18 protein-coding genes and 4 pseudogenes are annotated in these 20,591 nt (G+C 62.3%); 10 read left to right on the top strand and 12 right to left on the bottom strand.

The window, feature by feature from the left end; genetic code table 11:
- The 4 genes and pseudogenes from W823_RS0129480 to W823_RS58910 all read left to right on the top strand — a co-directional run.
- Positions 1-340 (top strand): annotated as a pseudogene (locus W823_RS0129480) (MFS transporter); the annotation flags it as partial.
- Complete coding sequence (locus tag W823_RS44950) at positions 337-858, top strand: PaaI family thioesterase (protein WP_023959038.1); 522 nt, start codon at positions 337-339, stop codon at positions 856-858. The pseudogene W823_RS0129480 and the gene W823_RS44950, both read left to right, overlap by 4 nt.
- A gap of 26 nt (positions 859-884) precedes the next feature.
- Positions 885-2,426 carry an adenylate/guanylate cyclase domain-containing protein gene (locus W823_RS44945; RefSeq protein ID WP_235189563.1) on the top strand — a complete coding sequence of 514 codons (1,542 nt, stop codon included), beginning with the start codon at positions 885-887 and terminating at the stop codon, positions 2,424-2,426.
- A 209-nt stretch (positions 2,427-2,635) separates the two neighbouring features.
- A pseudogene (locus W823_RS58910) lies at positions 2,636-3,256 on the top strand (DUF1524 domain-containing protein); the annotation flags it as partial.
- A 91-nt stretch (positions 3,257-3,347) separates the two neighbouring features.
- Here the strand turns inward: W823_RS58910 and W823_RS44940 are convergent.
- Positions 3,348-3,552 (bottom strand): annotated as a pseudogene (locus W823_RS44940) (hypothetical protein).
- Positions 3,553-3,840: 288 nt separating this feature from the next.
- On the opposite strand from W823_RS44940, the gene W823_RS44935 reads away from it, so the two are divergent.
- The 3 genes from W823_RS44935 (at position 3,841) to W823_RS58435 (ending at position 8,097) form a co-directional block, all read left to right on the top strand.
- The gene (locus tag W823_RS44935) at positions 3,841-4,422 is read left to right on the top strand and encodes an ATP-dependent DNA ligase (protein WP_023959034.1); all 582 of its coding nucleotides are present in this window, start codon (positions 3,841-3,843) and stop codon (positions 4,420-4,422) included.
- Positions 4,423-4,453: 31 nt separating this feature from the next.
- A complete protein-coding gene (locus W823_RS44930; RefSeq protein ID WP_023959032.1) occupies positions 4,454-5,665 on the top strand; it encodes a site-specific integrase in 1,212 nt (403 codons plus the stop codon).
- A 2,213-nt stretch (positions 5,666-7,878) separates the two neighbouring features.
- Positions 7,879-8,097 (top strand): hypothetical protein, encoded by a 219-nt coding sequence (locus W823_RS58435; protein WP_200866387.1) that lies wholly within the window; start codon positions 7,879-7,881, stop codon positions 8,095-8,097.
- 85 nt (positions 8,098-8,182) lie between these two features.
- Here W823_RS58435 and W823_RS44925 read toward each other — a convergent pair whose 3' ends face one another.
- From W823_RS44925 to W823_RS44910, 4 genes are read right to left on the bottom strand one after another with little or no spacing between them, the layout of a single operon-like run.
- Positions 8,183-8,785, bottom strand: a complete 603-nt coding sequence (locus tag W823_RS44925) for a DsbA family protein (protein ID WP_023959030.1) — start codon at positions 8,783-8,785, stop codon at positions 8,183-8,185.
- 32 nt (positions 8,786-8,817) lie between these two features.
- A complete protein-coding gene (locus W823_RS44920; RefSeq protein WP_023959028.1) occupies positions 8,818-9,228 on the bottom strand; it encodes a DUF302 domain-containing protein in 411 nt (136 codons plus the stop codon).
- 37 nt (positions 9,229-9,265) lie between these two features.
- Entirely contained in the window at positions 9,266-9,496 is a 231-nt protein-coding gene (locus tag W823_RS44915; RefSeq protein ID WP_023959026.1) for a DUF2892 domain-containing protein, read from the bottom strand.
- A 28-nt stretch (positions 9,497-9,524) separates the two neighbouring features.
- A complete protein-coding gene (locus W823_RS44910) occupies positions 9,525-11,678 on the bottom strand; it encodes an MMPL family transporter (RefSeq protein ID WP_081729788.1) in 2,154 nt (717 codons plus the stop codon).
- Between the two features lie 166 nt (positions 11,679-11,844).
- Here W823_RS44910 and W823_RS44905 point away from each other — a divergent pair, with 166 nt between their 5' ends.
- Together W823_RS44905 and W823_RS58145 are read left to right on the top strand one after the other, a co-directional pair.
- On the top strand, positions 11,845-12,111 hold the full coding sequence (locus W823_RS44905; RefSeq protein ID WP_023959022.1) for a metal-sensitive transcriptional regulator: 267 nt from the start codon (positions 11,845-11,847) through the stop codon (positions 12,109-12,111).
- Between the two features lie 294 nt (positions 12,112-12,405).
- Positions 12,406-12,636 carry a hypothetical protein gene (locus W823_RS58145; RefSeq protein ID WP_023959020.1) on the top strand — a complete coding sequence of 77 codons (231 nt, stop codon included), beginning with the start codon at positions 12,406-12,408 and terminating at the stop codon, positions 12,634-12,636.
- Between the two features lie 11 nt (positions 12,637-12,647).
- On the opposite strand, the pseudogene W823_RS59655 reads toward W823_RS58145, so the two are convergent.
- The 3 genes and pseudogenes from W823_RS59655 to W823_RS44890 form a co-directional block, all read right to left on the bottom strand.
- Positions 12,648-12,833, bottom strand: a pseudogene (locus W823_RS59655) (hypothetical protein); the annotation flags it as partial.
- Positions 12,834-13,456: 623 nt separating this feature from the next.
- Positions 13,457-13,930 (bottom strand): hypothetical protein, encoded by a 474-nt coding sequence (locus W823_RS44895; protein WP_133248737.1) that lies wholly within the window; start codon positions 13,928-13,930, stop codon positions 13,457-13,459.
- A 188-nt stretch (positions 13,931-14,118) separates the two neighbouring features.
- Entirely contained in the window at positions 14,119-15,345 is a 1,227-nt protein-coding gene (locus W823_RS44890) for an alkane 1-monooxygenase (RefSeq protein ID WP_023959016.1), read from the bottom strand.
- Positions 15,346-16,191: 846 nt separating this feature from the next.
- On the opposite strand from W823_RS44890, the gene W823_RS44885 reads away from it, so the two are divergent.
- Entirely contained in the window at positions 16,192-16,566 is a 375-nt protein-coding gene (locus W823_RS44885; RefSeq protein WP_307715602.1) for a hypothetical protein, read from the top strand.
- Positions 16,567-16,892: 326 nt separating this feature from the next.
- Here the strand turns inward: W823_RS44885 and W823_RS0129445 are convergent, their stop codons facing one another.
- From W823_RS0129445 to W823_RS44870, 4 genes are all read right to left on the bottom strand, one after another.
- A complete protein-coding gene (locus tag W823_RS0129445; RefSeq protein WP_031332475.1) occupies positions 16,893-17,645 on the bottom strand; it encodes a TetR/AcrR family transcriptional regulator in 753 nt (250 codons plus the stop codon).
- A 78-nt stretch (positions 17,646-17,723) separates the two neighbouring features.
- Complete coding sequence (locus W823_RS44880) at positions 17,724-18,641, bottom strand: alpha/beta fold hydrolase (RefSeq protein ID WP_023959008.1); 918 nt, start codon at positions 18,639-18,641, stop codon at positions 17,724-17,726.
- Complete coding sequence (locus W823_RS44875) at positions 18,631-19,701, bottom strand: ferredoxin--NADP reductase (RefSeq protein WP_023959006.1); 1,071 nt, start codon at positions 19,699-19,701, stop codon at positions 18,631-18,633. The genes W823_RS44880 and W823_RS44875 overlap by 11 nt, the downstream gene beginning before the upstream one ends.
- Positions 19,698-20,567 (bottom strand): SDR family oxidoreductase, encoded by an 870-nt coding sequence (locus tag W823_RS44870; protein ID WP_023959004.1) that lies wholly within the window; start codon positions 20,565-20,567, stop codon positions 19,698-19,700. Before W823_RS44870 ends, W823_RS44875 begins: the two co-directional genes overlap by 4 nt.
- Positions 20,568-20,591: the final 24 nt, after the last annotated feature.

Below are 20,591 nucleotides of genomic sequence, written 5' to 3'. Positions count from 1 at the left end.
GTACAGCCACAACATCGCCCCGGCGATCGCCCGGCTCCCACCGGAGGCGCGGGGCCCGGTCGCCGACTCACTCGCCGGTGCCCTCGAGGTCGCCGATCGGGCGGGACCGGCCGGCCAGCAACTCGCCGACTTCGCCAAGTCCGCGTTCCTGCACGGTGTCGAGCAGTCCGCGATCGTCCTCGCACTCATCGCGGCGGCGGGTGCCGCGATCCTGCTGGTCTGGGCGCCCGGCCGCGCTTCCCCGGACGCAGGCGCATCGAGGAGCCCGACTGAACCGGCCCAGCGCAGTCGATCCCACGCCCGCCCGCTAGCCAGCACCGTCGAGAAGGAACGCCCGTGACCCAGCTACCGCTGCCGCCGCACTCGCCGACCTGCATGGGGTGCGGGCCAGACAATCCCGCCGGCCTGCAACTGGTGGTGTTCCGCTCCGGCGACGAGGTCTACACCGATGTGACGTTCGACGAACGCCACATCGGTGCGCCCGGCCTCGCGCACGGCGGGGCAGTGGCCGCCGCCTGCGACGACCTGTTCGGCTTCGGCCTCTGGATCGCCCGCACCCCGGCAGTGACCCGGAGCCTCACCGTCGACTACCTCGCCCCCGTCCCGCTGCACCGACCCCTGCGCATCAGCGCCCACGTCCGGGAGATCGACGGCCGCAAACTGCACCTCAAGGCGACCGCCACCGCCGATGACGGCACCGCATTGTTCACCGCCCACGCGGTGTTCATCGCCGTGTCGATCGAGCACTTCACCCAACATGGCGCCCCCGGCGCCGTCCAGGACCTACTCGACCGCCTCACCTCCGCGCTCGACCACGACGGGCCGGACAGACCGTCACCGCACCCGCCGGACCGCTGACACGACCGAAAGAAGATGCATCGGTAATGCAGCACACCAGTGCCCGTCCTCACCCCGGGCGCCCACACCCACCAGAAGCCCACAATGCGGCCCGGCCAGTTCCGGTGCTGTTACGCACGAAGTGGGGTCTACCACTGCTGACCGTGGGCTCGAGCGTGGGCGGGGCCGTCGTCGTCGCGCTGCTGATCGTTCTGGGCGGCGCACCGCACCGCTCCGGTGCCCAGCTCGGAACGCTTCTGCAGATCCTGGCGGTCTACGTGGTCGTGGCTCTGCTCGCCGCAGTTCGCGGCGTTCTCGCCCTGCGTCGACGCAGCCTCGGGTGGCTGGACACCTCCTCTGCGCCCACACCCGACCACGCCCGCCACACCCTACGATTGCCCACCGAGTCCACCGTCCTCATCGGATCTCTGTGGGCCGGGGGCATCCTCGCGATGTCCGGCTCGGCCTTCGCGCTCCTGCCCGTCTGGGAGGCCCTCGGCGGAACCCTCCTCATGACATTGGGCGCACTTGCCACCGTCGGATACAACTACCTCTTCGTCGAACGTGCACTCCGTCCAGTGATGGCCACGATCCTGGCCGTCGACACCCCACACGCGCCACCACGAACGTCAGTCATCTCCCGGCTGATCCTGACCTGGGCGCTGACCTCCGCGCTGCCATTGGCCGCGGCCATCGCGCTCCTGCACTATCCAGATGCGGCACCGCCCGACCGCATCCGCGCCGCGACCTACCTCGCCGCCCTCGGACTCGTATCCGGAGCCCTCGCGGAAACACTGCTGGCCCGCGCCGTCGCACAACCGATCCACCAGATGCGCGGTGCACTCCGCCGCATCGGGCAAGGCCGGCTCGACGTGCGCGTGCCCGTCGACGACAGCAGCGAAATCGGGGTACTGCAATCCACCGTGAACGACATGGTCCGCGGACTCCAGGAGCAGGACCGATTGCGCGACCTGTTCGGACGGCACGTCGGAAGAGACGTCGCGCAACGCGCACTCGACCGAGGAGCCGACCTCACCGGCGAAATCCGGGAGATAACAGCACTGTTCGTCGACGTAACCAACTCGACGGCACTCGCCCACCAGATCTCACCGCAGGAATTCGTCGACAAGCTCAACCGCCTCCTCGCAGAAGTGATCGCGGCAACCGAGAGCCACCACGGGCTGGTCAACAAATTCGAGGGAGACGCCGCACTCTGCATCTTCGGGGCGCCCGTCGCCCGAGCCGATGCCGCTGACTCCGCACTCCACGCCGCACGGCAGATCCGCGACCGCGTCCTGGCTCACGCGGAACTCGACATCGGGATCGGACTAGCCACCGGCCCCGTCTTCGCCGGAAACCTCGGCACCGACCAGCGCCTGGAATACACCGTCATAGGCGACGCGGTAAACGAAGCTTCACGCCTCACCGAACTCGCCAAACACACGCCGGGACGGATCCTCGCCAGCGACGCCGTCATCAGAGCCGCCAGCGAACCCGAACGCCAATACTGGACACCACACGGCGACTGCTCCCTCAAAGGACGAACCCTGCCGACACAAACCTGGGAAAGCATCCCACCAGGGAACTGACCGCAATCACCCGCAACCTGCATCGAGACCGACAGCGCATAGAAATCTTGGTCGGGAAGTCGAAGCAAACCTTGGCCGGGTTTCCCGTCACCACGGTCGCCAAGCACAGCGCGACGCCTTCAGCACCCGAACCTACGACGGTTCGATTTCCCCGGTATATGACTATGACGATGGGGACGATCAAGCCGGATTGAGCCCCACTGAGCACAGGGTCCAACTCGTCGAGCGCAGTGCAAATCGACCACGTAGTCGCGTTGTCGGATGCCTGGCAGAAGGGCGCCCAGCAGCTCTCCCCCACTCAGCGTGCCGATTTCGCGAACGACCCCGCAACCTGCAGGCCACCGACGGCCCAATCAACCAGCTAAAGGGCGACGGGGATGCGGCGACCTGGCTGCCGCCGAGTGGTGCCTACCGCTGCACCTACGTCTCCCGCCAGGTCGAGGTCAAAGCCACCTACCGGTTGTGGGTCGCCCAAGCTGAAAAAAGACGCCATCACCAGTCCTCGCTGGCTGTGGGGCCACCTCGGCGACTATCAATGTCGGCCGCGGCCAAGCAGCGAATGCTCCTCGCCCGCCAACCTCGACCCCGCTGCCCTCCCCACACCTGACCCTGTCGCGCCGGCAAAGGGTAGCCCCGGAGGACCCTGCTGATCCTCCGTACCAGGGCAATCTGCCCGCCGAGACGCTGCCACCGACCGTGCAGGCACCGTCGGTGTCGTCGCGATCTGCGCCGCAGTCCGGGCGGCTGGGGCTGCCCCGATCTATGCCGGCCAACCCGGGTACAGCAGCAAACTCGATCGCGACGGTGTCGGCGTGGCCTGCGAGACCTGACCCTCACCGACAGGCCCACACCGTGCCGGTCACTGACAGACGGAAAGCCGCGACTCTGCTAGAGGGTCACGGCTTCCGTTGTCTAAGTTGGCTAGTCGGCGAGTTCGGCGACTGCGTGGGCCCACAGGAAGTACTTGTTGGTGCCCAGATCGCGCACAGTCTTGATGTTGAACGCGTCCTTAAGGTGCTGGGCATCGCCCGGGCTCACACCCTGGAGCGCCAACGGGGGCGTCAGCGAGCTCACTGATCGGCTTCTCTTCGTATGCCTTGTCGAACTTGTCGGCAATTCCACCCATTGAAAATGACCTCATGTGCTCGGCTCGGTGTACCGGGTTCGGCACACCGCCACCATCGTAGGAGCGTTCAACGACCAGATCGCCGTCATCAACCCCTGATTCACACCCCTATGGCGTCGTGCCCAGCAGTGATTCGAGGGCAAGGCACCCGGCGTGTTTCGGGTGTCGCGCCAGCACCTGTACGTGTCGTTCCACACTTCCCCGCCGGCAACATCGTGGCGGACTGCAGCACGTGTGACGTGACTGCCGCGTGGGCATCCTGAACGGGCGCCGCCTGTCCCGGATCCGATGCTTGCCACCTTGGGCGAAGCCCCGTCTGGGGAGGGATGGGCGTTTGAATTCAAGCGGGATGGGGCTCGTGCCCTGGTCGAAACTGATTCTGCGAGAACCTATATGTGGAGTAGGCACCGCAATAACTTCTCTTCCCACTTCTCCGAGATCGTTGCTGGTGTGCCCGCGGCGTTGGGCGGCCGGCAGGCGATTCTCGACGGTGAGATCGTCGTACTCGATGCGGCCAGGCGGCCCTCGTTCAGCCGGTTGCAGCGACGGCTGCGGATTCCCAAACCCAGCCCACAGGTGCTTCGGGCGGTCCCGGCGGCGTTCTACCCTTTCGACATGCTGGCCCTAGACGGCCGGGACACCACTGCTCTGCCCTATGTCGAGCGCCGCGCCCTTCTCGACGGGCTGGCGCTGTCGGGCACGTCGGTGCAAGCCCCTCCGTACTGGACTGATGTTGACGGTCAGGTGATGCTCGACATCGCCCGCGAGCATGGCCTGGAAGGCATTGTCGCCAAACGCCTTACCTTGACCTACCACGTTGGTCGTCGCTCCCCTGCGTGGAGAGTTAACTGCACCAAACAGCCGATGTGAGCTAGGGTCCGACTGAATCCCGGGGGGCGGAATGGACGCAGGAGCGGCAAACAAGCGGTACGCACTGGCGGACGGTGCCGTCGACTTGCCACGGATCGGTTCAGTGATTGCATCTCGTTCGACCGGGGCACCGTACGAGGTTGCAGGCGCCGACGGAGGGCGAGTCGACGCGATCGACATGTGGGTGCGAGATCTGATGCTGTGTGATCGCAGCCCCAGAACAGTTCGAGCATACTGCTATTCGCTCCTCACATGGTTCCGCATCCTTTGGTATTTAGACGTGAGATGGGACGCGGCAACGGAGTCGGACGTAGCCGCGATGGTCGGTTGGCTCCGCAGCAGCACCAATCCGCAGCGCGCCCGGTCAGCCAGCTCGACCAGTGATTTCGGCGCGGTGAACGCCAAGACCGGCAAACCTTCGCTGGGACGTGGCTACAGTCCATCAACGATCAACGTTGCGCTGGCCGCGATCTACCAGTTCTATTCCTTTCATGAGCATTTCGGCCGCGGCCCCCTCATCAATCCGGTACCCCAGTCCCCCCAACGCCGACGAGCGTTAGCTCATCGCAGCCCGATCGAAAGTCAACTACGACACCGCAGAGCACGGCTACGGCAGAAGTCGGTCGACACCCAGCCCCGGTCGATACCTGACGAATTGTGGTCCGAGCTTTTCGCAGTCCTGCGCTGTCCCCGAGACCGAGCACTCTTGCTTTGTTACGTCACTAGCGGGGCACGAGCTTCTGAGTTGCTGGGCTCCACCACCGACGATGTCGACTGGGCTCACCAGCGAATCTGGGTGATCTCGAAAGGGACCAGGCTGCGTCGCCCTGTACCGGTATCACCAGAAGCTCTTATGTGGCTCGCGGCGTACCTCGACACTGCGGCCGACCCTAAACCGTCAGCTCCGTTGTGGCGGACATTGAGGAAACCTGAACGTGCATTGAGTTATTCAGCTGCACGGCGGGTTCTGCAACGCGTCAACACTGTCCTTGGAACCAACTGGACTTTGCACGATCTGCGGCACACCGCCGCGGTCCGGATGGTCAGCGACGGAACGCTGACCCTCCCCGAAATCCAGACGGTTCTCGGCCATGCCGACCTGCGAACCACTAGCCGCTACACCGTTCCCCGTCTAGAGGAAATGGTCGAGTCCATGGCAGCTTTCTATGCACGGCCTGCACCCCCTGCCCGTCTGCACAGCGACTACGACCCCACCGACTTCTCGGTGGTCTTCGGTGCCTAGATCGCAAGGCACGACCACCGCCCGCACTCGTCGACGCTCGGTTCCAGACCCGGCAGGACCCTCCGCTGCTGGATATCCACCGGCAGCGACCACGGTTACACCGTGCCCAGCACCGCCCAATCTGCCAACCCCGTTTGGGGATCTATCGGCGGCCACACCCGACGAACTGGTCGAAGTCTCAGCGCATGCGTGGCCGCAGGCGGTGTCCACCAGGCAGAAGCGGTCGGCCTCGATTGAGATGTTTACGACTTACCTAGCGACGCTGCCGGGAGACACCTGGCAGGAGCGGTGGCAGTTGACTGGGCTCGACAACGGCGAATCTGTCATCACGGACATTCCCAACCCAAGAAGAACGAGCGGCTCACACCGGGAGGGTATGAAGGTTCTGGCGGCGCTCCGTGTGATCTCACCCAGTGTCTTAGCGCTGCGGCAGTCGACAATTGTCCAATACGGCTTGCTGTTCGGGCCCGCCCAGAAGGATCCGCTCCTGGACGAGCTGTACGACGCGCTTAACAGCACCGATACCCAAGTCCCACAGCGAACTAAAGCTCGTAACGAACTGTGTTACGCGTTGACCAGCCAGCGCATCGGACTGGTAGATCTGACGCCCGAAGCGTTGATGTACTACGCCCGAGCCCACATCGACGCGTGCGGAGACAAGGCATCTGCAGAACGCCCCGGCGTGCACGTCGCGTGGCAGACATTGGTCTCGATAGGCCACTTCGGACCTGATACACCCAGCACCTTGGCGTTGGCGCGGTCACGGCAGCCCCGTTCCGTCGAGCAACTGGTCGACCGCTACCACCTCACCAACCGCGCTGTCCGCACTCTGTTGGTGGACTACTTGCGCCACCGCAGCAGCGACGGCATGGACCACAACACACTCGAGTCACTATCGCGCGTGCTCGCATCAATCTTCTGGAAAACCATTGAGCGACTGTGCCCTAACCAGCAAGATCTGCGACTGAGTCCTGATCTGTACGCCCTGTGGCGCGAAGAGATTGGCGTGATTCGAACGTCGGCCGGCACCCGCCCTCGGACTGACATCTTCCACATCTTGATGGCAGTGCGCGCGCTGTACCTCGACCTACAGAGCTGGGCTGCCATCGAACCTGAACGATGGGCCCGCTGGACGGCACCATGCCCCATCCCGCCGGCTGCTACTTCCGGATACGCACGAGTGCGTCGCCGTCAGAGCGAACGCATCGCCGACCGCACTCGCGAGCGGCAACCAATGCTTCCCGCCATGATTGCCCACGTCGAGCGTGAACGGCGAAAGACACGCGAGTTGCTGACACGCGGCGACTCCGCGGCGATCGGTGAGACATTCGAGCATGGCGGCACAAAGTTCACCCGGGTGGCCTTTGACCGCGACCACAAGAACACAAATCGAACGGGCACGGCCCGCGTCCGGGTCGTCAACGTTGCCACCGGTGTGACGATCAATCTTCAAGATGCCGAGGATCGCGCGTTCTGGGACTGGGCGTTACTCGGAGTGCTCCGGCTCGCTGGAGTTCGGCAAGAGGAACTCCTGGAGTTGACACAGTTAAGCGTCCGCCAGTACACCCGTCCCGGGGGCGAGGTGATTGCCCTCCTGGTCATCGCGCCATCGAAAACCGATCGCGAACGTGTCATACCGATGTCGACCGAGTTGTTCCACATCATCGCGGCGATTATCGGCCGGCACACCTCCGGCGGCCGGAAAATCTCTGCACTGCAACGGTTCGACCCGTACGAATCCACCATTGGGCCAGCACTTCCTTACCTCTTCCAGAACACGCTCGGACCGGTAGCGCGCTGCAACAGCAGCGCATGGATGGGCGCTTCACTCGCGCGCATCTGCAACGCAGTCGTGGCAGAGCACCCACAATTCACTGGCCTCGATTCACACCACACGATCTGCGTCGCTTTTTGCCACCGAGCTAGTGAACAACGGCCTGCCCATCCATATCGGAGCCGCCTTGCTCGGCCACACCAATCTGCAAACAACCCGCGGTTACGTTGCAGTATTCGACGAGGACGTCGTTCAGCACTATCAGCAGTACCTCGAACACCGTCGCTCACAACGTGATTCCGAGGAGTACCGTCCCGCCACCACTGGCGAGTGGAGCGAGTTCGAGCAACACTTCGACAAACGAAAAGTCGAACTGGGAACCTGCGGCCGGCCCTACGGCACCCCGTGCGCACACGAACACGCCTGCATCCGCTGCCCGATGCTGCACGTCAGCCCCCACATGCTCGACCGGCTTAACGAACTCGAAGCAGACCTGCACACCCGCCGAACCATAGCCCAAGCAAAGGGCTGGATCGGCGAGATCGAAGGCCTCACCCTCACACTGTCATTCCTGGCCCAGAAGCGCACCGACCTCGAGCGTCTGAATCCCACTACATCTACGCCACTGGGCATTCCTGCCGTCGGAGTTCCCCTCTAGCGCCTGACCGCAGCGACTGGCTTGATCTGCGGTCAGGTGGCTCATCTTTGGTGCGCTGGACGCGAGGCGCGGGCTAACTCCTGCCTCAGGAACTAAACGTTGGCGGTCCGTTGTGTGGTCGTTGTAGTTGAGCGAAGGCGCTCGTGGTCGACAGTGTCTGCAGGGCGTCGAACAACTGGTCGCCCTCGCGGTCATCGGGGATGGCTGTGAGCACGGGCCCGAAGAAGCACTGTCCGTTGATGCACATGATGGGGCTACCGCCAGAGTCACCGAGACTGTCTTGGCTTTCCTGGTGGGCCACGCGCACGGCACTGTCGTAGGTGGAGTCGTCGAGACTGTCGGCGAGTTGGGGGTCGAGGCCGCTCTCGGTGAGGGCTTTGGCCACCATCGCTGTGGTGACGTCGGCGCCCTGCTGGTGCACACGCTTGCCCAGAGCGGTGTAGAGCGGTCCGAGTGCGCTGTCGCCGGCCCGGTCATGCGCGGCGGCCAGGACACGGCCAAGTTGCTGGGACACTTCCATGTGGTGCCGTTGCTGTTCGGGAACATCAGATCCCTCGTTGAGTACTGCCAAACTCATCTGCCGCCAATCGATCTCGATCTCGCGGCGCTGCGTGGTGTTGAGCAGCCACCGAGAGGCGGCCCACGCAAACGGGCATGCCGGGTCAAAATAGAACGTCACTGCGCTCATCTGTACTCCTTCGGGTCGCGGACTGGTGGAACTCACGCGGAGGCTACAGCTTCCAATGCAGCGATAGCGGCTGAGAGTTTGGCTGATGCATCGGCGGCCACGGGTTCGAGTTCCGCTTCCCCAGACACCTCGACCATCAGGGCGGGGTTCATGGCTTCGACGATCGAGTTCGATGAATTGGTGGGGTCGGTGCGGACCACGACGTTGCACGGCAGCAGTAGTCCGATCTGTCGATTGATCTCCAGTGCGCGGTGCGCCAGCGGCGGGTTACAGGCACCCAGGATCAGGTAATTTTCCATGTCCACGTCGATTTTTGTCTTCAGGGTGTCTTTGACGTTGATCTCGGTGAGGATCCCAAAACCCTGGTCGGCCAGTGCTGCGCGGGTTCGTGCGACTGCCTCGTCGAACGGTAGGTGGAGAACGGTGGAGATGGCCAGTGACATAACAGCTTTCCTTCCGGGTGGGGTTTCGTGTTCGGATCTAGCGGAGTTCGGCGCGGCGTTGTAGTCCCAGGCGGTGCATGAGCAGGCTGGCCGGGCACCAGCCGACCGCGGCGAAGAGCAGCAGGTTCACCGCTACAAAGGCGGTCAGCAGCAGCCACCAGGTCGAGACAGTGGTGGCCAGGGCCAGGCTCACGAGAATCATCAACCCTGCCAGGAGTGGCACTGCTCGTTCGACGGTCCACGTAGGTGGGGTTGTTCGTCTGTTCATCGGTTCGTAGTCCTCTCTGGTGGTGTATTCAGTGGGAGAACGAGATCGCGGGCAGGACCTTTCGGAGCCAGGTCGGTGACCACCATGCTGCCCGCCCGGTCAGGCGAAGTAGCGCAGGCAGCAGCATCAGCCGGATGAGGACTGCGTCGAGCAGAACGGCAACACCGAGGATGATGCCCATCTCTTTGGGCGGCAACGGGTCCGCCAGTGCAAAGGTGAAGAACACTGCGACCATCACCGCCGCGGCGGCGAAGATGATTCGGCCCGAATGAGCCATGCCGTCAATCTGCGCGACGTCAGCGTCACCGGTGCGTTCATAGTGTTCCTTGGCGGTCGCGAGCAGGAAGACGGTGTAGTCCATGGCGATGGCAAAGATCATCGCGAAGAAGAACACCGGCCCCCAGCCGTCGAGAAACCCTTGCGGGGTGAATCCGAGCAGCCCGGACAGGTGGCCGTCCTGGAAGATGAGCTTGGCGACACCGAACGCAGCCGCAGTCGACAGGAGGCTGACGACGGTGCCGATCAACGCGATCAGCGGGGCCTGCAGTGAGACTAGGAGCAGGACGAACCCGAGAACCAAGATGATGCCGACAATCAGCGGGAAGTAGTCGTTGAGGGCCTGTTGCAGATCGAGGTTCTCGGCCGGGGCGCCGCCAACCAGCGCGTCTGCGGGAAGTGCGCTACGCAAGTCATCGACGATGACGCCGAGTTGGGCATCGGAGGGATCCACTGCGGGCAGTGCTTGCATCATCACGTAGTCGGTGCCGTCGAGCGCCGGTTGCGGCGGGGTGACCATGCTGATGCCGGATGTCTGTGTAGCTGCGGTGGCAGCCTGCTGTGCCTGGTCCGAGGGTGCGACGATCTGGAGCATGCCGGGGGCGCCCTCGCCCATCTGCTGCTGGACCAATTCGTATCCCTGGCGCACGGGTGCCTCCTCGGGGACCACCGAGATCGAGGGCATGGCGACCTTGAGGCCGATGACCGGGATGGCCAGCGCGATCAGCACGGCCAGCGATCCGAGCGCGAACGGCCACGGGTAATTGTGCAGAATCTTGCCCCAGCGTTCGAACAGCGGCGAACGGTGTTGCTGGCGTTTGGCGTACGGGAGCGACGCGGCGTTCACCTTAGGACCCAGAGCACCCAGGGTGGCCGGGAGCAACGTCAACGTAGCCGCGAGGACAAACGTCACCGCGAGCATGATGCCCACAGCCATCGTCCGAACTGCAGGAGCCGGCACCAGCAACACCGCCGACAAACTGACCAGCACGGTCAGACCCGACAGCACCACGGCTTTACCAGCGGTATCCATCGTTTCGGCGACCGCGTGGGTCTTGTTGGTGTGGTTTTTGAGGGCGTCCCGGAATCGGGAGACGATGAACAGGGCGTAATCGATTCCCAGCGCGAGGGCGAACATCATCGCAAAGTTCATGGCCCACACCGAGATCGGCGTGACCTGATTGAGCAGGACCAGACCGCCCGCGGAGGCGACCAGGCCGGCAATGGTGAGCAGCAGCGGCAGTCCAGCGGCCACGAGCGACCCGAAGGCCAGGACCATGATGGCCAGAGTGACCGGCCACGAGAACAGCTCCGCCTTGATCATCGCGTCGTGGTTGGCTTTGTTGAAGTCGCTCCACAAGGCCGACGCTCCCGTGGGATATACCTCGACACCATCACGCGAGAGTTCGGTGAGCTCGCCCTTGACCTCGTCAACGGCCCGAACCATGTCGTCGGTGTTCGCGTTCGCGCCGGCGATCAGGATGCCGGTGTGCTGATCCGGACTGATCGTCATCCCCGGTTGCGGGGGTACAACCTCGCCGAACCGGGAGTCACCGCCGAACACTGCGGTGGCATTCGCGATTGTTTCACGCATCGCCGGGCTGTCGATGGTGTCGCGGTCCGAGTGGATGACGACCTGCACCGCAGCCGATGAGTTGCCGCCGAAGTGCTGCTGCGCCAGCTCTCGCACCTGCACCGACTCCGACCCGTTGGCCTGCCAGCCGGCGCCGGCCAACGAGGAAAACACTGACGGCGCGGCCGCACCCAACCCGACGAGCACCAGCAACCAGATGGTGAAGACCCAGCGCGATCGACCGGCCATCGCCGCACCCCACCGGCCCAGCACTCCAGGCGCTGAGCTCGGTGGCGAGCTGGGCTGTTGATCGGTGGTCGAGATGTCAGGCATGGCAACGAACCTTCTCTCTAGATATCGAACCGATACCCCATGGGGTATCTGCGCAAGTCTCGACGGTACCCCCGGGGGTATCGTGAGGTCAACCCCGACCGACCCGTGCGCCCATACCCCCTGGGGTACCCTGGCACTTGTTACACAAAACAGAGAGGCATGACCCGTGACCGGTGACGAAGAATCAATGGCGGCTGTACTGAACCGCCTACGGCGTGCGCAGGGACAACTCTCCGGAGTGATCGCGATGATCGAAGCAGGCCGCGACTGCAAAGACGTCGTAACCCAACTCGCCGCGGTGTCCCGCGCACTCGACCGCGCCGGCTTCAAGATCGTCGCCTCAGGAATGCGCCAATGCATCAACGGCGCCGACGGCGACCAGGCACCCTTGACCGAAGCCGAATTGGAAAAACTGTTCCTAGCCCTAGCTTGACGGCCCGGCCGACGACCCCCGCCCAGCAATGGCTTCACGGACTCGGTGTAGCCTTCATCGGCCCGCCACCAATAATGTTGCGACAGAACCGAGAACTCCTGGGCGTATCGCTCGCCTAACCATAATCGGAGGTTGGAGCAGCAGCTCTTGACTAGTGCAGTCAAGGTCGAAAACACCGTTGCGGAAAGCAACGTCGGTGGTGGTGTGCGGCTGGGATCCAGGCCCGCGTGGTGGGCTCCGGGCGCTAATTCTCGGCTCCCACAACCCTGCCGGCGACCTCTATTACGTCGGGATGTGGGTACCGGGTTCAGCGCCAAAGACCGGCGCATTCTGCGTGTGCAGCTCGAGGCGATCGAGCAACCGACCCCACCATTCACCCAACCGCTGGCGGGCGATGCCGGCTCGTCGATGCGGTGGGTCAGCGCCGTCTACGTCGGGGACATCGAGTACCGCGAGTTCACCGGCCACCTGCGCCATCCCAGCTGGAAAGGACTGCGCGACATACCCGCATCCACAGTCGGGTAGCCCGGCGACCACTAAGGAAGGTTCTGGCCCTGCCTGCGGGCCCAATCCCGGATCCCCTGCGTCTGCTCGTCCGCTGCAGGCCGTTGGCGTTGGCGGTCGGCGGCCCCGGGCGTTCCTGGCCTGTTGACGACCTCGACGACCGTAAAGGTGGCAGCGCGCAAAAGCTGTGGGGTCAGGCGCAGACCGGTCAGGCTGTCGCAGAGAGCGGTGTCCTGTACTTCGGCCCCGGGGACGTGTTGATTCGAACGCGGTCGGCCAACGAATGGACTGGCTCTGACTTCACGCGCCCCACAGACCGACCAGTCAGGGAGATCGACTTTCTAGGACGGCACTGCTGGGAAGTTGAACTCGCTCCGCCGTCCTACAAGCCAGCGCCGATCCAGTTAGTCGTCGATGTAGCCACCGGGACGGTGCTCGAGCCGGGTAGATGTTTTCCTCGCTCACCTGACGCGACGGCCAACTGGTAGAAGCTCGGCCAGCATGCCGGAGTGGGTTGACAGTGGACCGCCTGACGTAATCTGTGTCGGCATAATCAGTTGTAATGCAATCTTTGGTCACCAGTGGGAAATACAACCTCGACGGTGTCCAGCTTGATAAACCCGCGCGGCTGTCGTACGTGGTCGCAAGCGACTTCATTTACGTCAGTACGCTTCCAAATCGAGCGATCGGACCATCGGTTCATCGGTTCATCGGACGCTTTTGGGCAACGCCTACTTACGAGCGTCAACGACTGGGGGCGCGCCAATCGTGCTGCGCTTGCCGACCCCGAGTGAGTGCTTGCTGGCAAGCATCTGTTGCGGGGCCTCGCAGCGTTTCTTGCCTATTCGGCTGACGAGTTCGCCTTTACAGAGGCGGCTAGGCCATCCCAGATTAGTTCGGTGAGCTGCTCGACCAGTTCGTCTCGATCCATAGCACCGGCCATTGCCTCACACCAATGAGCCGCTGCCCAGACAGCGCCAATCAGCGCATGCGCCCAAGGCGCTGCGGCCCGATCGTCACAACCGGCCTCGCTCAGCGCCTGCTGCAGTGCGTCCTGTATCGGCGCGGTGATCGAGGCGGGGCCTGATTCGTTGAATAGACGCGGCGCCAACACGGTCGCGAGAAGCCGATGGCGCTCGACCCAGCCAATAACAACCTCAACCACCAACTGGGTTCGCTCACGTCCACCATCGACGCCAGCCAACACCGCGGCCATTTCTATGGTCAGTCGACCAGCGTGCCGCGCTGCCACGGCGTCGAGCAGATCGTCGCGTCTATCAAACACCGCATACAACGCCGAACGGGCATACCCCATTCGCTCACCCACTCCGCTCAACCCGAACTCGGACCCATGTTCGCCGATTTCAAGCTCAGCGGCATCAATGACAGCTTCCCGCCGAGCCGCCCGGTCGACCCTGGGCCCAGGCGGGCGGCCGCGTTTTTCGTCCAGGAACTTCGTCCCCCGCTGCCAACATTGCGTCGCCACCCCTCCCTTGAACCACACTAGTCCTGGGCTAACGCGGCGCCGTAGCGCTGCTCGATTTTGTCGGCCTTGGGCGGGTGAACGTTCACCCTGGAGAGGTCGCCGTTGTAGTGGCCGAGCACGCGGGGATCCATCACCTTGCGCCACAGCGGCGGGAAGAACGCCAGGACCACCATCATGGCGTAGCCCGCAGGGAATTGTGGGGCCTCGCTGCAACTACGAAGGGCCTGGTACCGCCGTCCGGCGCGCGCGTGGTGATCGGAGTGCCGTTGCAAGTTGAGCAAGACGACGTTGCTGACGAGGTGGTCACCATTCCAACTGTGCTCAGGACGCACCTTTCCCAATCTGCCGTCCGGAGTGGGCATTCGCAGCAATCCGTAGTGCTCGATGTAGTTCACCGCTTCGAGTACAAGCATGCCGATGACCGCCTGCAGCGCGAAGTAGGGCAGCATCGCCCACCCGAAGGCTGCCACGATGACGACAACGATCGCGACACTCACCGACCAGGACTGCAGAATTGTGTTGCGCCAGTTCCAGAATCGGTGGCCCTGACGATGTAGCCGAGCGGTTTCGAGCTCGATACCCGAGACAAGTCCTCCATAGAGCGCGCGGGGATAGAACGCGAACAATGACTCGCCGAAACGCGCGCTCGCCGGATCTGCAGGGGTTGCCACCTTCACGTGATGGCCGACGTTGTGTTCGACGTAGAAATGCCCGTACACCGACGGCGCCAACGCGATCTTGGCCAGGCCCTGTTCCAATTTCTCGCGCTTGTGGCCCAACTCGTGAGCGGCGTTGATACCGATCGCGGCACTCATGCCCAGAGTGATCGAAAGACCTACCCGCTCACCCCTGGTCATGTCCGCGAAGGCAAGGCACCAGAAGCCGAAGAACAGGCCCGCGTACTGGAGCGGGACGAAAATGTAGGTGCACCACCGGTAGTACCGGTCCGCCGACAGCGTCCGCACCGCATCCTCCGGCGGTCCGGCACGGTCGGGCCCCCGGATCAGGTCGAGGAGAGGGACGACCACGAGGAGCAGGTAACCACCGAAACCCCAGAGCAACCCCGACACACTGTTGGCCAGCAGGCACGCGATGAACGGCCCGGCAGGCACGAGTAGACACAGCGGCCACAGGTGACGTTTGGGGTCCTTCCAAGTGCGAGTATCCGACATACCCCGGTCCTCGAATTCAGCCCTGAGCTTGGTGTGGTGCATCAGCACAGCCACCTCGCCCGCAATCTTCACGCGTCTTCACACTCACGGATCCCTTCCGTGGCACTGCATACCCCAAAACCCGGTTGTTCGACGTCAGGACTGGTTCGCCCGCAATGGCCGCTTTCAGTCCGTCTCGCCGTTCACCAAATGCAATTCCCCACTAATCGTCTGATGCGCAATTTAAACACAGCATCTCCGATAAGGCAGTGTCAGATTAACGGTGGATCCGGGCCTTGGTGTCGGTTAGTTTCGCTGCAGGGTGATCCACCGTTAATCCGACACTCCCGGGTTCCTATGTGTTTGTCAAGTGAAAACCTTCCCGGGGCCTGGCGATGAAGCACTAGCTTCGTGGAATCAAACTGCGCGACCCAGAGAGTCGAACCCCAAGCGATCGACTCTCTGCTCAAGGCCGAGTATATCCGCCAAAGCCTTCATTCGCCCGAAAGATGAATGACCCGGGGTCGATGACGTTTAAGATCGCTGTGTACAAATACATCTGGTGTCTCATCCATTGCGCCGAACACGGCGAGATCGGAACATCAGCCGTCGAATACGAGACCGCCTACTGGTCGAACCCGAAGATATCCGAGTACCATAAAATCCGGCTTTAGCAGAAGCCGGAAACCAACCAATCGAGCCTCCAAAAAAGGGGGCGTTTCCCGACTCCTGGGACGCAGGATGCGTGGCCGCACGGTCGCTTTGAAACGGCGAAGGCACTGAAACGAAGGGCTGAATCATACTTGGTTGGGTTAGCCCACCGGGGTTGTGGTCGGGTGTTTTAGATCTCTGCCACGGTAGCGGTCACTCCGGGGTGCAGGTCGGCAACAATTCTAACTGGGCTTAGATAATAGAATCACGACGAGAGGGAGCGGAATTTTGAAAAATGCCGAAAAGCAGTGGAACAGAAACCCGAAGACGGCACGTGTCGTTGCGGCCGTTGCGTCTAAGAGTCCGGCGGTGGTGACGGCGAAAGCGGCCTATAAGACAGGAAGGGCTACGGCGACGGTGTTGCCGAAATTGATCGGTTTCGGAATCGCGGGAACAGGGCTGGCGCATCTTGTTCTTCCGCAGGCTTTCGAATCGATCACCAAGCTTGCATTTCCCGAGAACACGCGTGAATGGATTTATGCGAACGGTGCAAGCGAGACCATGATCGGCCTGGCCATCTCAAACAGCCCAACCCGCGTTTGCGGTTTGGTCGGGTTGGCCGCATACGTTGGTTTCCTCGGCAGTCGAATCGTCCGATCCTGAAAGTAACCGGCGGACTACACTGCTTGAGCAGGCAGTGAAAGTATCTACTTGTCAAGCTTCGCTGTTTCCGCTCATAAATTCTTGACCGTCGCGGTTGCAGTTCTACCGGGGCGAGGGACTGCTATGTGGTTTTGGCCCGGCGTGTCCGCTGGCTCTGTATTCCGCCGCCAGCCTCCCCGGGTCCACTATTCTGCCGGGTACGCTGACCGCCGTATCAACGCTCGCCGTCCCTGGGCTGCACGATCGACTGACAACGATCACCCCTGGCCATGACGCGCGGCCACTGATTACGGATAGTTCGGCGATTGGCTGATTGCAAAACGCGGTCAGTTCACTTCGAGGCGGGACGCGAAACCGGGATGGCTGAATGGCAGATCAGGTGAGAAGGCAACGCCTACTGTTGCGGCTGCACCGTTGATAATTCCCCACGTCGTCTCCGATAGGTGTGCGGCGAAATAGCTGTCGTTGACCCCTTGCTCACGACCGCTGTCAATCCACCACTGAGTCGCAGATAGCCCAGCACCCAGGATGGACGCCACTGCCAAGGGAATGATCGAGACATCTGCGTGAATACGTCGCAGACTTTCAGTGAATCGATCGGCGACAACCTCCATCACTGACCTCAATTGCTCAGCAACTCCACCATTTCCCGACCCCGAGTACTGAAACAAGTGATTCGCCATAAGGAAGCTGACGACCACGGGATGTTTCCCAACCAGCGCGACGTAGGACTGGACGGACGAGCGAATCATGTCGTCAACAGACGCATGCTCTTGCTCAGCAAGGATCGTGACTTGCGCCGACTCCCACATCAACTCACCGAGTTTCCCCGCCACCGCCCCGTTCAGTCCCGCTTTGTCGCCGAAGTAGCGGTACAGCTTCGGTTTGGACACGCCTGCCTCCGCAGCAATGTCGTCCATGCTCACGCCTACGCCATGGTGGTCGATTGCCCGTATGGCCGCATCGACTAATTCCGCTCGTCTTGCGATGCGATGGTCATCCCACCGGGTGCTGCGGGCATCACGCACCCGACGCTGTACCTGGGATGGCGCGGACGAAACGCGGCGGACGACTGACATTGTGGACACAATACTACCGAAAGCCCCCAAGTCATCAGCGGCCATCCGCGTCAGCCCATTGGCATCGTCAGTTCGCTATCAACGTTCAACCGTGGCTGCGTCCAATCGCGCCACCGCTTGGTTGAAATCGTTCGGCGCCTCCATGTTAATCATGTGACCGATCTGCGGCAACGCCACTAAATCATGCAACCGGCCGCCCTGCTGCAGCCGTTCGGCGAGATCAGTCGAATGAACCTCAGGTGTCAACTTGTCGGCAGAACCCACGATCACCGTCGTCGGCACAGCAAGCGAGTCAACTCCTTTGCTGACGTCGATGGAAGCCAGAACCTTCCCCCACATTCCCCGCACCGCAGGTGGGCAACGCAATACTATGCCGGAACACTCCGCTACAACGGCGGCCGACGCGTGCGGACCCATCGTCCCGTACTTTACCAACCGTCGGTTAAAACGAGTGTCGAGCATCTCCGGTCCCGCGACGGCGAGCCCAGCCGCGAAGCCCCGCTCGAGTGTGGCGCGGAATCGACGTGGCGACCTTATTAACGTTGATCTGCTAACCAACTGCGAGGGGCCAGTGCTCGCCAACACGGCACCGCGTGATGAGGCGCGCACAGAGTCCGGGTGCCCGGCAGCCCATCCCATGATGGACATCCCCCCCATACTGTGACCGATCACCAAGGCCTTACGACTCGAGGTCACGACCGCACGCAAGACAGCCTCAAGGTCGTCGCCGAGCAACGAGGAAGAGAATTGGGAGTGACCCCGGTCGCTCCAGCCATGTCCGCGTTGGTCATACACCACCACACGGTGTGTGCTGGCGAAGTGTTCGATCTGAGGTCGCCAGAACCGGCCCTGGCAAGCCCACCCGTGGCTAAACACCATTAGTGGCGCATCATCACCCAGCCCGTACTCCTCGACAAACAACCTCGTGCCGTCACTCGAGAGAACCTCCCGCGACCGCGCCGGCAATAGGCCAGCTCCCGAAGAGTCAGAGGTCATCGAAGCTCACCGTCACAGCGTCGGTGAGCGGAAGTGCCTGGCACGCGAGTCGCTCACCGTCCTCAATGTCGTCGTTGACGAGGATGTTGTTTTGCGCCATCTCGACATCGCCCTCGATGAGCTTGCAGACACACGCGCTGCATGCGCCCTCTCGACACGAGTACGGGGCGTTGTGCCCTCGTGAGAGCAGCACATCGAGCAGCGGTGTATTACGTGGCCATTCCGTGGTGATGCACTCTCCGTTGAGGTAAACCGTGGCGGTAGCCACACCCTCGTCGTCGCTGAGTCGACGCAGTGTGGCGGTGTCAAACGGGTCACCCGCCAGCGACTGGAACACCTCCCGATGTACATCCGAATGGTCCACTCCACACTCGGCGGCAGACCTTTCCACCAGATCCATGAAGGGGGAAGGGCCGCAGGTGAAGATCGACGACCCCTTGTGATCACGAATAATCTTCTCGACAGCCACAGATGTGGGGAGCCCGTTCTCCGACTCAAGCCAGTAGACCAAAGTGAACCGCTCGAGGAATTCGGATTTGATCTGCTGAAGCTGGCGCTCGTACATGACCGAATCGGCGTCACGGTTCGCGTAGAACAGGACGACTTCCCCACTGCCCGACACCAGTGCCGACTTGACCAGCGACAGCACCGGCGTGATGCCACTTCCGCCGGCGAAGAAGAGCATGTCGACGTCGAGGCTCTTAGCGGTAAACTTTCCCGACGGCGTAAGTACGGTCACCTCCATGCCGACGGAGACGTTGTCACACAACCAGTTCGACGCATATCCCCCAGCGGTGCGCTTCACCCCGATCTCGAGGCGGAAGTCATCGACATGAGGTGAACTGCTCAGCGAATAGCATCGTGCGACGTGGCCCGTCTGGTCCGACGGAATTTTTAGCGTAATGAACTGACCGGGTAGATGCTTGAAGTCGTCGACAATCTCGTCAGGCACTTCGAACGCGATGCTGACCGAGTCCTTGGTCTCCTGCACGACCTCCGACACGGTCAGCGTCCGCGATCGCGCGGTCGCGCCCGGCCGATTTTCCTGCTCGACGGTCATTTGATAATCCCCCGCTTTCGGGCCAATGCGTAGCCCGCACGTGAAACAGGCGCAGAGATGTCCTGGTAGCGCGGTCCCACAACGCGCGCGACAAAGTCGAAGCCCCGTGCGTCTGCGCCGATCAGCACTCGAGGTTTCTTCTTGTCCATTCCCTTGAGGATGGTGGACGCCGCTTTTTCCGGAGTGGTCCGGGCAATGTTGTTGAACATTGTGGCAATGGTGGCGGTATCTGCCCCCATATCGGATACACCTCGAGCGTTATTGACGATATTGGTTTTGACGCCGCCGGGGTGAACGCATGTCACTGTGACCGGATGCCGACTGATCTTCATCTCTTGGCGAAGCGCTTCGGTGAAGCCACGCACACCGAACTTGGCGGCGTTGTAGGCACTCTGGCTGGGAATACCGACCAGACCGAAGACGCTGGAAGTGTTGACAAGATGACCATCACCGGAGGCGATGAGATAGGGCAGGAAAGCCTTCGTCCCATTGACGACACCGCCGAAATTGATACCCATCAGCCAGTCAAAGTCCTCCCAAGACATGTCAACAACGTCGGCGCCGAGGGCGACGCCGGCATTGTTGAACACCATGTTCACGGACCCGAAAGATGACTGGACGCTTTCGGCGTAATCTTGGAAGGCAGCACGATCTGCCACGTCCAACACGGCGGTCTCGACTTTCGCCCGATGCGCGGTACGGCACATAGCCGCCGTCTCCGCGAGATGCACCTCGTCGACGTCGGACAAGGAAAGGCTGGCCCCGCGTGCGGCAAGTTGAAGCGCAAGGGACCGGCCGATCCCTGAAGCGGCTCCCGTGACGACTGCGACCTGATTCGCATAGTTATCTGTTGTCGAACTACTCACTGTTGAATACTCACTTCTCGATGA

This window comes from Williamsia sp. D3, from assembly GCF_000506245.1.
Classification (GTDB): Bacteria; Actinomycetota; Actinomycetes; order Mycobacteriales; family Mycobacteriaceae; genus Williamsia; species Williamsia muralis.
The sequence above is the reverse complement of the archived record's forward strand: the minus strand, read 5'-3'. Positions and strand labels throughout refer to the sequence as shown.